Genomic DNA, 12633 nt, shown 5'->3' with positions numbered 1-12633 from the left:
GCGCTCATGAGGCGAAGGCAAGCGGGCGAGCGTCAGCGGCCGAAGATCACCAGCTCGCTGTCGGCGAGATCGCAGGGCGAGGGGGCCCGCGGACCCTTGTAGTAACGCGGCTCGCGCTCGGCGAAATAACGCCCGGCGAGACCGGGGATGGGGCCCACGGCGTCGACGACGACGAAGAGGCGGCCGTGGCGGGCGAGGCGCCGTCCATAGGCTGGGCCGAAGCGCGCAAGGTCGCCCGGCTCGCGGCAATAGATCAGGTGGACGCAGGGGATGAGCTCACGCCAGATCCGCCGCGGCTGGAAGACGAGCGGCCGCGCCTCGTTTCCGGCAAGAGCGATGAAGGCGTGGCAGCCGAGTGCGGCATGGTCGGCGAGCAGGCGCGCGTCGCTCTCGGACAGCAGCGCCGCTTCCGGCTGGTCGGGCGCGTACGCGATGACGCGCGCACCGCTTTCGCCGTGCGACAGCAGCGGCGCGAAGATGACTTGACCCTCGGAATAGCGGCGATAGCCGACCGCGGCGAGCGTCTTCAGCGTGAACGGCGCCGGGGTGACGGTGAAATAGACGACTTCGCGCCGACCGATCGCGCGGGCGTGGAGCGGGTGAGCGTAGCCGCGGTAGTCCGGGTCGACGCACCAGCCCACCATGTTGCAGCGGGCGAACGCGCCGGCCTCCGTTTCGCGGGTCGAGACGATCTGCAGCAGCGCGCCGACGACCTTGTCGCCGGCGGCGAGCAGATGGCCGAAGCGCGGCAGGTCGCCGACCGCCGGCCGCGCGGCGAGACGCGCCAAACCGTCGGTCCAATACGCGCGCGGCCGCTCGGGAAAGCTTCGCATCAGACAGTCGACGACTTTGGCGAGGTCACGCTCTTCGATCACGCGGCAAACGACGTCGGCCGCAGCGGAATCGACCATAAAAATTTACCGTTCACGAAGATGGCGCGGCGCGCGCGCGAGGAACCATAGTAGAATGAGGCATATCCCTCAACGCGGGGCGACGCCCGTCATGACGACTCGGTTAACGATCCTCGCCGCCATTGGCGAGGTCGCGGCGGAACAAAGCAAGACGCTGGCGCCGCTTAGCGACGACTTGCCACTGATGGAAACAGGGCTCGATTCTCTGTGCTTCGCCATCCTCGTGGCGCGGCTCGAGGACGCGCTCGGGACCGACCCGTTCACCGCGGCTGGCGATGGGCGCCTGCCGTCGACCGTCGGTGAACTGATCGCCTTCTACGACAACGCGCTTGTCTGACCCCACGACCCTTTTCGAACGGATGGCCGCGAGCGGTCGCGGCCGCCGCGTGGCGACGCGCGACTTTGCGCTCGAACTCGATCGCTTCGCCGATTCCGGCAGCCTCGGCGACGGCCTGGCGCGGCTTGAAGGCCGATCCGTCCTGCTCGCGGTCGGCGACATGGCCAAGGCGGCGGCGGCGTTGATCGAGCTCGACGGCGTCGCGCGCCAGATCGTGCTCTGCCCGCCGGGCGCCGGCGCAGATTCGCTCGCCGCGCTGGCGCGCGCCGCCGCCGCCGACGCGTTGGTCCATGACGCTGACGCACCGGCGCCTCAGATCGACATCACGACCCGCGTCGCCTGCCGCCTGCCGCTCGCCGCGCTCGCCGCGCCGCGCGCGGCCCGCTTCGTCACCGAATGGGCGATGCCGACTTCCGGCACCAGCGGTCCGCCGAAACTCGTCGCCCATACGCTCGCCACGCTGACCGCCGCGTTTCACCCCGTCGCCGGCCAACGCTGGGCGACGTTCTACGACATCCGCCGCTACGGTGGGCTGCAGATCCTGTTGCGCGCGCTCTTGGGCGCCGAGTCGCTGACGCTCGGCGACCCGAACGACGGCGTCGACGCGTTCCTCGTCCGGCTCGGGGAAGCGGGCGCGACCCACATATCCGGCACGCCGTCGCATTGGCGCAAAGTGCTGATGAGCGGAGAAGCGCGCCGCATTGCGCCGCAGCGCGTGCGCCTCTCCGGCGAGATCGCCGACGACGCGACGCTGGCGGGCCTCCGCGCGCTCTATCCGAACGCCCATGTCGAACACGCCTATGCGTCGACCGAAGCTGGCGTCGCCTTCGTCGTCTGCGACGGGCGCGCGGGCTTTCCCGCTTCCATTGTCGACGAGCGCGGCGAGGTCGCACTGCGCGTCGTCGAGGGCGTGTTGCGCGTTCGCTCCAACCGCGCCGCGCTGCGCTATCTCGGCGCCGACGCGCCAGCGCTGAAGGATTGCGACGGCTTCGTCGACACCGGCGACGTCGTCGAGCGGCGCGGCGACCGCTATCTGTTCGTCGGCCGGCGCGGCGGGATTATCAACGTCGGCGGGGCCAAGGTCCACCCGGAAGAGGTCGAGGCGGCGCTCAATGCGCACAAGGCGGTCAGGGCGAGCCGCGTCTTCGCGCGCAAGAGCCCGATCACCGGGGCGCTGGTCGCCGCTGAAATCGTGCTGCGCGACGGCGCGGCCGCCGACGAGGCGACGAAGCGCGACATCCTCGCCGCCTGCCGGGCCGCGTTGCCCGCCCACAAGACGCCGTCGTTTCTCCGTTTCGTCGCCGAGTTGCCGATGACCGACGGCGGCAAGGTGGCCCGCCATGGATAACGTGCTCGTCACCGGCGCCAGCCGCGGCATCGGCCTCGCCATCGCGACGCGTCTGGCGCGCGAGGGTTTTTGCGTGATCGGCGTCGCCCGCAAGCCGAGCGAGGCGTTCGCTCGGGCGGCGGCGGAACTCGGCGGCGCCGGGGCGCTGCATTTCGAGCCGTTCGACCTGACCGATGTCGCCGCCATACCCGCCTTCGTCCGCGGCCTCAAGGAACGCCACGGGCCGATCTACGGCTTGGTCAACAACGCCGGGGTCGGAACCGGAGGGTTGCTGGCGAACACATCGAACGCTGACATCGAGGCGCTGCTGCGGCTCAACACGCTCGCGCCGATCGTGCTGACCAAATATGTCGCGCGCGGCATGATGGCGGAAGGACGGGGGCGCATCGTCAACATCGCCTCGATCGTCGCCGCGACCGGCTACAACGGCCTGTCGGTCTATTCGGCGAGCAAGGCGGCGCTGGTCGGCTTCACCCGCGCGCTGGCGCGCGAGGTCGGCAGAGTCGGCGTCACCGTCAACGCCATCGCGCCCGGCTTCGTCGACACCGAACTGACGCGCGGCCTCGACGCGGCGCAACGCGATCGCATCGTCGCCCGCGCCGCGCTGCGCCGGCTGACCGACGTCGAGGACGTCGCGGCGATGGCGGCGCTGCTGATGGGCGAAGGCGGGCGGAATGTGACCGGCTCGGTGCTGACGGTCGACGCCGGCGCGACGGCTTAGGCGGCGCAATCAAGGGACGGCCGCTTCGCCGATTGACGCTGGCCATTGCCGTGGCCGACGGCGGCGTGGTTAGTCTTGCGCCGCTCGCGATTGACAGGAGGGGAGGATGGCCGACGCCGACATGCGCCGCGAAGCCGCGATCAAACGGCTCGAAGCCAAGCGGGGCTTCGCCGTTCACGCGGCGATCTACGTGATCGTCAACCTATTGCTCGTCGTCATCTGGGCGTTCTCCGGACACGATTACTTCTGGCCGATCTGGCCGATCGTCGGCTGGGGCGTCGGTTTGGCGATCCACGGTTGGATGACCTACTTCCAGAAGCCAATCAGCGAGGACGACATTCGCCGCGAAATGGAAAAGGGCGGTTGAGCGCAGTCGCCTTTGCGCGTTTGACGACGATCGGTCTTGCGCCTGCGGCCGCCGCTCAGTGGGCCTTGATCGTCGTCTCCGATTCCGGATTGTAGAGCGCCGCCACCGCTTCGGCGCGGCGTCGCAGCACTGCGCGCTGGTTGAGCGAACCCTTGTCGGTGATCTCGCCGGCGTCGAGCGACGGCGGGTCGGCGAGCAGCAGGATGCGTTCGACCCGGCTCGCCGAGCCGCTCGCTTTGGCGGCAAAGGCGGCGAGCCGCTTGCGGAACGCTTCGCGCACCTTCGGGTCGTCAAGGTCGTCGCCGCCCGCTAGCGGCCGGCAGGCGTCGAGGTCGGGGAAGATCAAGGCCGCGACGTCGTCGCGGTCGTGGCCGGCGATGACCACGTCCTTGGCGAGCGGCGCCAGCGCGGAAACCAACGCGGCGCGCAGCGGCCCGACGCTGACCCAGGTGCCGGTCGCGAGCTTGAAATCCTCGGCGATGCGGCCGTCGAACAGGAAGCCGCCCTTGGCGTCGCCGGGCGTGGCGAAGCGCACGCCGTCGCCGAAGCGATAGAAGCCTTCCTCGTCGAACGCCCTGCGCGTCAGCTCCTCGTCGCGCCAGTAGCCCGGCGTCACGGTCGGCGCGCGTACGCGCGCTTCGAGCTTGCCCTCGACGGGGGCGAGCTTGAGTTCCACCCCGGCCATCGGCTGGCCCATGTTGCCGGGTTCTTCGACGTCCATCAGGCACATCAGCGCCGAAGGCGAAGTCTCGGTCGCGCCGAGCCCGGTGACGAACGGCATGTCGCCGCCGGTTTCGCGCCTAGCCATGGCGCGATAGGCGTGGAAAATCTCCGGCGACAGGCCGGCGCCGGCGTAGAACAGCATTTTCAGGCGACTGAAGAACTTCGCGCGCAAGCGGGAATCGGCCTCGAGATGCGGCAGCAGCGCCTCGAAGCCTTTCGGCACGTTGAAATAGGCGGTCGGCGCGACCTCGTTGAGATTGGCGACCGTCTCCTCGATTCCGCCCGGCATCGGCCGTCCGGCGTCGAAATGAAACGTGCCGCCATGGGTGAGGGCGATGCCGAAATTGTGGTTGGAGCCGAAGGTGTGGCTCCACGGCAGCCAGTCGAGCAGCACCGGCGGCGCCCAGTCCAAGAACGGGAACGCCTGGGCGAGCATCGCCTGATTGGCGCAGATCATGCGCTGGGTGTTGATCACCGCCTTCGGCCGTCCGGTCGAGCCGGAGGTCAGCAGGAATTTGGCGATCGCGTCCGGACCGACGGCGGCGCGCGCGCGCTCCAGTTCGACGCTGGGCCGCGCGGCGAGAAGGTCGGCGAACGCCAGGCCATTGACTGCGTCGGCGTCGCGCGCGGCGACGCGCGGGATCCCGGGTCGAGCCACGGCGTCGAACGCCCGAGCGAAGGCGGCGCCGTCGGTTGCGTAGACGAGGCCGGGCGTCAGCAGGCCGAAGGCGAACTTGAGCTTGGCGAAATCTTGCGAGGCGAGCGAATAGGGGGGCGAGATTGGGCAGTAGGGAACGCCGATCTCCATCGCCGCCAGACCGATCAAGGCGTGCTCGACGTCATTGCCCGACAGCACGACGATCGGTCGCTCGGGGCTGAGATCGAATTTGAGCAGCGCCGCCGCGATGCGCGTGACCGCGTCGAGCGTCTCGGCGTAGGTGAGCTTGCGCCAAGAGCGGTCGGCGTTGCGCTCAGCGAGGAAGACGCGGTCGGGCGCTTCGCGCGCCCAGCGGCGCAGGCCGTCGCCGAGCCGGCGCGGATAGTCCGGCAGCGGTTCGGCCGAACGGACGAGGAACGAGCCGTCAGGGCGGGCGACGAGGCTCGGGGTCAGCGCGCCGAGCACGGAAGGCGACGACTCGCCGTCTGCGCGGATCGCCCGCATCGTGTCCTCCCGCTGTTCGGCCGGCCCCGTCGCTCCGCGGAGGCGTGGGCGACCGATAGCTATAGTGTATAACTATCTTGTCAGGCCCGCGCGGGGTCGTCAAGCAGCGCCGCGGGACGTCCTCACAGGTTCAACGCGGCGCGCACCGACGTGGGCCAGCGGTCGGAATCGACCCCATGCGCGGCGAACAATGCCGCCGCCAGTCGGTCGATCCCAAAGGCGACGCAGGCGGTGTGGGCGGTCGCGCCGTCATCGCTCGTCAGGCCCCAGGTCTGGCCGAAATGGTCGCGGTGGCAGTTGAAGCTCATGCAGGCGGTCGGCGTCTCAGCCGAGCGCACCGGGACCATCAGCTCGAACTTCAGCGCCTGCTCGACCTGGAAGCGGCCGACCATCGCGCCGCCGCGGCCGAAGAACGGGTCGCTTGCCGGATCGATGCGTGAGGAGAGTCCGAGCGAGGCGGCGAAGTCGCCGGCGCGCGCCTTCCATGTGTCGCGGAAGTCGGTCGCCGCCTCGGGCGCGCCGATGAAGACGAATTCGCGCATGCGGAACGACTGCAGGCGGTCGAGGTCGCGCGACGGCTCGCGGCGGAAGCAGTCGGAGGCGACGTCGAAGATCAGCCCGTCGCGCGGGATCGGCCCACGTCGCGCGGCCAGCGGATAGACCGGATAGCAGGCCGCCGGCGCGAGCACGAGGTCGCTCGCCTCGAGGCCGTCGGTCCAGGGGCCGCCCGTCTCGAAGCGCTCGACCGCCGCGCCGATCGCCGCGTCGCCGCCTCCGAGCGCGCAGACGCAGCCGAGCAGATGCGGGAAGCTCTTCAGATAGCCGGACTTCTCGATCAGCGCGCGGCTGACGACCGGCGGGAAGCGTACGATCTCGGCGCGCGGGTCGCGCGCGCGGTTGATCAGCGTGGCGAGTCCTTCGACGACCGCCTCATAAGCGCCGGAGCGGCCGTAGACGCCGTCGACGCCGGTCGGATGGAACAGCGCCTCGAGGATCGCTTCCGCACTCGCTGCGGGCTGGCCGAGGCGATTGGGCGCGAGGTTCATGGCGGCTCCTTTCGCCGGTTGCTAGAGGCTCAGCGCGGTCGGGGCCTCGCTCATCAGCACCGCGGGATCGGCGCTGGCGAGAATGCGGTCGTTGTTGATCATGATCGGCGACGAGAGGATGTCGCGCAGGAAGCGGCCCATGGCGAAGGGACTGTCGTTGCGATAGCCGGCGAGGCCGCAGGCGCGCATCGCGGTGAGCACCGTCGTCGTCGCGAGCTCGGAGGCCTCGACCTTGAGCATCGTCAGCGCGAGCTGCGCCTCGGTCGTCGCCAGTCCGCCGGGATCGGCGGCATTGCGTTCGAAATTGGCGACGCCGGCCTGGACCGCGCCGCGCAGGGTTTCGAGCGACAGACGGGCGCGGGTGAGCTGGGCGGCGGCGGGCGGCATGCGGCCGCCGGCGGCGCGCGCCGCCTGGCGGACGAAGGCGCGGGCGCGGGCGACGGCGCCAGAGGCGATTCCGCACCATGCCGCGCTCCAGAACATATGTGCGTAAGGCACCATCGTCTGGCTGTGGATGCGCTCGTAAGGCTCGGCGAGCACCTGCTCGGCGGCCCCCTCGGCGCGCAGGATGAAGCCGACGCTGCAGGTGCCGCGCATGCCGAGCGTGTCCCAGGTCTGGGTCGGTTCGAGCCTGTAGTCCTCGCGGCGGAAGACGACCAGAACCTGGTCGGATTTCGCCGCGCCGTCGGAGCGGCGCGCCGTGGTGACGAGCGCATCGGCCTCGCGGCCGTAGGAAATGCAGGAGGCGTCGCGCTGCAGCGAGACGCGTCCGCCGGCGACGCGCACCGGCGCCTCGCTCGAGCGGATGTCGGCGCCATTGCCGCCCTCCGTGGTCGAGGAAGCGAGCAGCAGTTGCCGCTCGGCGACCTCGCTCAGGAAAGCGAGCTGCCAGGCGGCGCCGCGCGCGTGGCGCGCGAGGCAGGCAAGCTTCACCTGGTGCATGGCGAAGATCATCGCCGTCGAAGCGCAGGCGCGGCCGAGAATCGCGCAGACGTCGACGACGTCGGCGGCGCGCGCGCCGTCGCCGCCGAGTTCGGCGGGAACGAGCATGCCGAGCAGCTTCTGCTCGCGGATGGCGGCGAAGGCTTCGGCGGGGAAGCGCGCCTCGCGATCGACAGCGTCGGCGCATGGCTCGGCGATCGCCGCGACTTTCTCCGCGCGAGCGATGAAATCGCGCGATCCGGGCGCTTCGCCGGCCCGGGAACGCGGCGTGCGGGGGGAGAGCGGGGTAACGTTGAGGCTCATGACGCCAACTCCGACTCGTGATCGAAATACGACAGAGAAAGCACCGCGTTCGTGGTATATCTGCTGAACTCTACGGCGGACAGCAGCATAGAATTTGATGCAAATGCAGCGATATCGGAATTCGCTAACTTGATCGACAATTCGAATGTTTAATTATTAACAGATCGTTAATGCCGATGCTGAAAAGCGGCGTTAGCTCGACGGGCGTTAGTCTTAACGCGCAAAGCCGTGAGCGCAGAACGATTCAAATGTTAGACACGCGGCCGTCCTACCCTGCCTCGGGCATCACGTCATGAGCGACCGCGTCGCCCTCGATTCCAAACTCGGCGATCTCGTCCGCGAATTTGCGCCGGCGCTGCCAGGCGATCCCTCTCTCGCGCGCGCCGCCGATCTGCATGATGCGGGACTGACCTCGATGGCGACGGTCAAGCTGATGCTGGCGATCGAAGCGGCCTATGACGTCGCCATTCCCGACGCGGAATTGACGCCGGAGAACTTCCGCTCGATCGCGGCGATCGCGGCGCTGCTCGAGCGCCTGAAGTCCGCGTGACCGGGGCGCCGCCGCTCGTCTCGCCGGCGATGGGGCTCGATCCGCGCGCGCGTCGCTTTCTCGATCTCATCGCCGCCGGCGCCAAGCCGCGCGACAGTGCGCCGACGCTCCAGGAACTGCGCGCCGCGACCGATGGGCTCGCTTCCTTCGCAGCCCCGCCGCCGCCGGTCGAGCGCTGCGACGATGTCGTGGCGGCGGGGCGCATCGCCGTGCGCCTCTACGCGCCGCCGGGCTCAGGCGACGCGCAACTGCCGGCGTTGCTCTATTTCCACGGCGGCGGCTGGATCTCCGGCGGGATAGCCAGCCACGACGCGATCTGCGCGACGCTCAGCGCGCTTGGGCTCTGCCGGGTGATCGCGGTCGACTATCGCCTCGCGCCCGAGCATCGTTTTCCCGCCGCGCTCGACGACGGCGCAGCTGCGTTGCGAGCGATCGCCGCCCGGCCGCGCCGCTACGGCGTCGATCCCCGGCGGCTGGGGATCGCCGGCGACTCCGCCGGCGCCAATCTCGCCGTCGTCGTCGCGCGCGAGGCGTCGGCGCCGCTGGCGCTGCAACTGCTGCTGTGCCCAGTCGTGTCGCCGCTCTGCCGCACGCCGTCTCGCGCCGCGCTGGCTGCGGGCTGGCTGATCGAGGAAGCGACGATGGCGGCCTACTGGGAGCACTATCGCGTCGCGGGTCTTTCGCCCGACGACCCACGCGTCGCGCCGCTCAACGGCGGCGATTTGGCGAAGTTGCCGCCGGCGCTGGTTCATGTCGCCGAATTCGATCCCTTGCGTGATGAGGGCGAGGCCTACGCCACCGCGCTGACGAGAACGGGGGTGCGCGCCGACCTCACTGTCCATGCCGGGCTGATCCACCATTTTTACGGCCTCGGCGGCGTCGTCCCCGCGGGTCAGGCGGCGTTTGGACGCGTCTGCGACGGGCTCAGGCGAGCGTGGGCCGCTGGCGCGTGAAGCCCGCGGGGAGCCCCCCCTGCGGCGCCGAGCGGTTTGACGCGCGCCGCCGCCGAGCGTAATTCTAGCCAAATCCCCAAGGGGATGGAGTCCCCCAAAACCGCCTGTCCAGGCTGATGACTCCTGCCGCGAAACGTGCGGTGGGAGGCGTTTAGCCGTTCTGTCGGCCGGACGCTGATTGCCGTGTCAAAGGAGGCGAGGCGTCGATGGGACAGGTTTGGCTGCAATCGGCTTTGTGGATCGGTCTGGCGCTGGTCGCCGCGATCGTTTCGATTCGCGTCGCCGTTTCGGTGGCGCTGATCGAGATCATGGTCGGCGCGCTCGCCGGCAATGCAATCGGTCTTCCACTGACGGAGTGGGTGAATTTTCTCGCCGGATTCGGCGCGATCATGCTGACTTTTCTCGCCGGCACGGAAATCGATCCCGGCGTGGTGCGCAAGCACTTCCGCTCCGCCATTTCGATCGGCGTCGTCGGTTTCTTCGCCCCCTATGTCGGCGTCCTCGCCTACGCGCATTACGCGATCCATTGGCCGTGGGATCAGGCGCAGATCGCTGGAATCTCGCTGTCGACGACGTCGGTGGCGGTCGTCTACGCGGTGATGATCGAGACCGGCTTCAATCGCACCGAGATGGGCAAGATCATTCTCGCCGCCTGCTTCGTCAACGACCTCGGCACGGTGCTGGCTCTCGGCGTGGTGTTCGCCCATTACGACATGCGGCTGGCCTTCTTCGGCGCGACGACCGCCGCGGTGCTGTGGCTGCTGCCGCGCTTCGCGCCGTGGTTCTTCGCCCAGGTCGGCAATCGCGTCAGCGAGCCGGAAACGAAATTCGTCGCGTTGATTCTGCTCGGGCTCGGCGGTCTAGCGGCGATCGCCGGCAGCGAAGCGGTGTTGCCGGCCTATCTCGTCGGCATGGCGCTTGCGCCGGCCTTCCTGCTCAACCCCGAGCTGCCGCACCGCATGCGGATCATCGCCTTCACCATCCTGACGCCGTTCTACTTCCTGAAGGCCGGCTCGCTGGTCGATTTCGCCGCGCTGGTCGGCTCGGCAGGGCTCATCGTCGTCTTCCTCGCGATCAAAATGGCGACCAAGTTCATCGGCATCCTGCCGCTGACTCGGGCCTTCCGCTTCGACCCACGCGAAGGCATGTACACCACCCTGCTGATGTCCACCGGTCTGACGTTCGGCTCGATTTCGGCGCTGTTCGGTCTGACCAACCACATCATCGACCAGGGCCAGTATACGGTGCTGGTGACGGCGGTGATCGGCAGCGCGGTCGTGCCGACGCTGATCGCCCAGCGTTGGTTTCTGCCGGCGCTCCCCGACGCGGCGGACCTCGCGGCCGTCGAGCCGACGCCAGCGGAGGAGGGGGCTGAATGATCCGCAGGATGCTCATCGCCGACGACGGCTCTCCCAGCGGCGAACGCGCCTTCGCCGCCGCGCTCGATCTCGCCCGCCGGCTGTCCGTCAGCCTGGACATGATCTGCGTCGAGGAACTGCCGCGCTTTCCCGCCACGATCGACGAAGTCGAGGAGACGCGCGCCGATTTCGGCGGCGGCTTCGCCAAGGTGGTCGAGTCGGCGAAAGCGAAGGCTGCGGCGGTCGGCGTGCCGTTCGTCGCGCACGTCGTCGCCGGGCACCCAGTTTCGAGCATCGCCGAATTCGTCGAGCGGCGCGGCTACGATCTGCTGATCGTCGGCTTCATGGGCCATTCGGCGCTGTACAACCGCGTCATCGGCGGCGTCACCAACCGTCTTGTCGAACTCGCCCGATGCACGGTGATGGTGGTCAAATAGGAAGAGGAAAGGACGCCGCTGGAGAGCGCCGAACCAGCCGTCGCCCCGCCGCTGCAGCGGTTTTATGCTTGATTTGCGTCACAACCACATCAGCGCAACGCGTTAAAGCAAAGCGCAGATTGAAAATGCGGAGTTCGCCATGGCCAGAATCGTATTCGTCGACGCGCTCGAAATCCTCGACTCGCGGGGCAACCCAACAGTGAAAGTGAGGCTCGGCCTCGACGATGGAACGCACGCCTCCGCTTGCGTTCCTTCCGGCGCTTCGACCGGGGAGCACGAGGCGGTCGAGTTGCGCGACGGCGACAAGGCGCGCTACGGCGGCAAGGGCGTCAAGAAGGCGGTCGCCAACGTCGTCGACAAGATCGCGCCGGCGCTGGTCGGTCGCGACGCCACCCGCCAGGGCGAGATCGACGGATTGATGCTGGCGCTCGACGGCACGCCGAACAAAGGCGTGCTCGGCGCCAACGCGATCCTCGGCGTGTCGATGGCGGTCGCGCGCGCCGCGGCGAAGTCGGCCAAGCTGCCGCTTTACGCCTATCTCGGCGGCGCGGGCGCGAACCGCCTGCCGGCGCCGATGATGAACATCGTCAACGGCGGCAAGCACGCCGAGAACTCGGTCGACTTCCAGGAATTCATGGTGATGCCGATCGGCGCGCCGAGCTTCGCCGAGGCGCTGCGCTACGGCGCCGAGACGTTCCACACGCTCGCCAAGCTGCTCAAGGGCAAAGGCTACGCGACCTCGGTCGGCGACGAGGGCGGCTTCGCGCCGAATCTCGGCAGCAACGAGGAAGCGTGCGAACTGATCGTCGCGGCGATCGAGGCGGCCGGCTACAAGCCCGGCAAGGACATCGCCATCGCGCTCGATCCGGCGGCGAGCTCGTTCTTCTCCAAGGGCTCGTATGATCTCGCCAAGTCCAAAGGCGGCCGCAAGTCGAGCGACGAAATGATCGCGCTTTACGGCAAATGGATCGACCGCTTCCCGATCGTTTCGATCGAGGACGGGCTCGACGAAAACGATTGGTCCGGATTTGCCCGCCAGACCGCGGCGCAAGGCGGACGCATCCAGATCGTCGGCGACGACGTCTTCGTCACCAACCCGGAGTTCATCAAGCGCGGCGTCAAGGAAAAGGCGGCCAATGCGGTGTTGATCAAGCTCAATCAGATTGGGACCGTCACCGAGACGATGGAGGCGATCGCACTGTGCCGCAAGGCGGGCTGGAACTACGTTGTCTCGCATCGCTCCGGCGAAACAGAGGACGCCTTCCTCGCCGACTTCACCGTCGCGATGGGCGGCGGCCAGATCAAGACCGGCTCGGCGAGCCGCAGCGAGCGCATCGCCAAATACAACCGGTTGCTCGAGATCGAACTCGAGCTCGGCCGCGCCGCGCTCTACGCGTCGCCGTTTGCATAAAGGGGCGCGACCTCCCCTCATCCGGCCGCTTCGCGGCCACCTTCTCCCGCGAGCGGGAGAAGGG

13 protein-coding genes and 1 riboswitch are annotated in these 12633 nt (G+C 68.7%); of the genes, 9 read left to right on the top strand and 4 right to left on the bottom strand.

The window, feature by feature from the left end; all coding sequences use genetic code 11:
• Nucleotides 1-32: 32 nt before the first annotated feature.
• Complete coding sequence (locus ABSF49_RS00185) at nt 33-911, bottom strand: hypothetical protein (RefSeq protein ID WP_424110602.1); 879 nt, start codon at nt 909-911, stop codon at nt 33-35.
• A 91-nt stretch (nt 912-1002) separates the two neighbouring features.
• On the opposite strand from ABSF49_RS00185, the gene ABSF49_RS00180 reads away from it, so the two are divergent.
• From ABSF49_RS00180 to ABSF49_RS00165, 4 genes are all read left to right on the top strand, one after another.
• A complete protein-coding gene (locus tag ABSF49_RS00180; RefSeq protein ID WP_424110601.1) occupies nt 1003-1248 on the top strand; it encodes a phosphopantetheine-binding protein in 246 nt (81 codons plus the stop codon).
• A 49-nt stretch (nt 1249-1297) separates the two neighbouring features.
• Nucleotides 1298-2596 (top strand): class I adenylate-forming enzyme family protein, encoded by a 1299-nt coding sequence (locus tag ABSF49_RS00175; RefSeq protein ID WP_424110600.1) that lies wholly within the window; start codon nt 1298-1300, stop codon nt 2594-2596.
• Nucleotides 2589-3317 carry an SDR family NAD(P)-dependent oxidoreductase gene (locus tag ABSF49_RS00170; RefSeq protein WP_424110599.1) on the top strand — a complete coding sequence of 243 codons (729 nt, stop codon included), beginning with the start codon at nt 2589-2591 and terminating at the stop codon, nt 3315-3317. Before ABSF49_RS00175 ends, ABSF49_RS00170 begins: the two co-directional genes overlap by 8 nt.
• Nucleotides 3318-3423: 106 nt before the next feature.
• On the top strand, nt 3424-3684 hold the full coding sequence (locus tag ABSF49_RS00165) for a 2TM domain-containing protein (RefSeq protein ID WP_424110598.1): 261 nt from the start codon (nt 3424-3426) through the stop codon (nt 3682-3684).
• Nucleotides 3685-3739: 55 nt separating this feature from the next.
• Here the strand turns inward: ABSF49_RS00165 and ABSF49_RS00160 are convergent, their stop codons facing one another.
• The 3 genes from ABSF49_RS00160 to ABSF49_RS00150 all read right to left on the bottom strand — a co-directional run bounded on the left by ABSF49_RS00160 (nt 3740) and on the right by ABSF49_RS00150 (nt 7860).
• On the bottom strand, nt 3740-5569 hold the full coding sequence (locus ABSF49_RS00160; RefSeq protein WP_424110597.1) for a feruloyl-CoA synthase: 1830 nt from the start codon (nt 5567-5569) through the stop codon (nt 3740-3742).
• A 122-nt stretch (nt 5570-5691) separates the two neighbouring features.
• Nucleotides 5692-6615 (bottom strand): amino acid--[acyl-carrier-protein] ligase, encoded by a 924-nt coding sequence (locus tag ABSF49_RS00155; protein WP_424110596.1) that lies wholly within the window; start codon nt 6613-6615, stop codon nt 5692-5694.
• A gap of 21 nt (nt 6616-6636) precedes the next feature.
• On the bottom strand, nt 6637-7860 hold the full coding sequence (locus ABSF49_RS00150) for an acyl-CoA dehydrogenase family protein (RefSeq protein WP_424110595.1): 1224 nt from the start codon (nt 7858-7860) through the stop codon (nt 6637-6639).
• 292 nt (nt 7861-8152) lie between these two features.
• Between ABSF49_RS00150 and ABSF49_RS00145 the strand changes: the two genes are divergently transcribed.
• The 5 genes from ABSF49_RS00145 to eno all read left to right on the top strand — a co-directional run bounded on the left by ABSF49_RS00145 (nt 8153) and on the right by eno (nt 12569).
• Nucleotides 8153-8410: a phosphopantetheine-binding protein gene (locus tag ABSF49_RS00145; protein ID WP_424110594.1), complete on the top strand. Its 258-nt coding sequence runs from the start codon at nt 8153-8155 to the stop codon at nt 8408-8410.
• The gene (locus ABSF49_RS00140) at nt 8407-9363 is read left to right on the top strand and encodes an alpha/beta hydrolase (protein WP_424110593.1); all 957 of its coding nucleotides are present in this window, start codon (nt 8407-8409) and stop codon (nt 9361-9363) included. The genes ABSF49_RS00145 and ABSF49_RS00140 overlap by 4 nt, the downstream gene beginning before the upstream one ends.
• Before the next feature lie 71 nt (nt 9364-9434).
• Nucleotides 9435-9496: riboswitch (Fluoride riboswitch) on the top strand.
• 73 nt (nt 9497-9569) lie between these two features.
• Nucleotides 9570-10742: a cation:proton antiporter gene (locus ABSF49_RS00135; protein ID WP_424110592.1), complete on the top strand. Its 1173-nt coding sequence runs from the start codon at nt 9570-9572 to the stop codon at nt 10740-10742.
• Complete coding sequence (locus ABSF49_RS00130; RefSeq protein ID WP_424110591.1) at nt 10739-11158, top strand: universal stress protein; 420 nt, start codon at nt 10739-10741, stop codon at nt 11156-11158. The genes ABSF49_RS00135 and ABSF49_RS00130 overlap by 4 nt, the downstream gene beginning before the upstream one ends.
• Nucleotides 11159-11297: 139 nt before the next feature.
• Nucleotides 11298-12569, top strand: coding sequence for a phosphopyruvate hydratase (gene eno / locus ABSF49_RS00125; RefSeq protein WP_424110590.1), 1272 nt, complete (start codon nt 11298-11300; stop codon nt 12567-12569).
• Nucleotides 12570-12633: the final 64 nt, after the last annotated feature.

The organism is Roseiarcus sp. (genome assembly GCF_049514155.1).
Classification (GTDB): Bacteria; Pseudomonadota; Alphaproteobacteria; order Rhizobiales; family Beijerinckiaceae; genus Roseiarcus.
The sequence above is the reverse complement of the archived record's forward strand: the minus strand, read 5'-3'. Positions and strand labels throughout refer to the sequence as shown.

Coding starts and splice junctions, on each gene's coding strand:
- eno (WP_424110590.1), top strand. CDS start 11,298: ATGGCCAGAATCGTATTCGTCGACGCGCTCGAAATCCTCGACTCGCGG.
- ABSF49_RS00145 (WP_424110594.1), top strand. CDS start 8,153: ATGAGCGACCGCGTCGCCCTCGATTCCAAACTCGGCGATCTCGTCCGC.
- ABSF49_RS00160 (WP_424110597.1), bottom strand. CDS start 5,569: ATGCGGGCGATCCGCGCAGACGGCGAGTCGTCGCCTTCCGTGCTCGGC.
- ABSF49_RS00165 (WP_424110598.1), top strand. CDS start 3,424: ATGGCCGACGCCGACATGCGCCGCGAAGCCGCGATCAAACGGCTCGAA.
- ABSF49_RS00130 (WP_424110591.1), top strand. CDS start 10,739: ATGATCCGCAGGATGCTCATCGCCGACGACGGCTCTCCCAGCGGCGAA.
- ABSF49_RS00150 (WP_424110595.1), bottom strand. CDS start 7,860: ATGAGCCTCAACGTTACCCCGCTCTCCCCCCGCACGCCGCGTTCCCGG.
- ABSF49_RS00135 (WP_424110592.1), top strand. CDS start 9,570: ATGGGACAGGTTTGGCTGCAATCGGCTTTGTGGATCGGTCTGGCGCTG.
- ABSF49_RS00180 (WP_424110601.1), top strand. CDS start 1,003: ATGACGACTCGGTTAACGATCCTCGCCGCCATTGGCGAGGTCGCGGCG.
- ABSF49_RS00185 (WP_424110602.1), bottom strand. CDS start 911: ATGGTCGATTCCGCTGCGGCCGACGTCGTTTGCCGCGTGATCGAAGAG.
- ABSF49_RS00170 (WP_424110599.1), top strand. CDS start 2,589: ATGGATAACGTGCTCGTCACCGGCGCCAGCCGCGGCATCGGCCTCGCC.
- ABSF49_RS00155 (WP_424110596.1), bottom strand. CDS start 6,615: ATGAACCTCGCGCCCAATCGCCTCGGCCAGCCCGCAGCGAGTGCGGAA.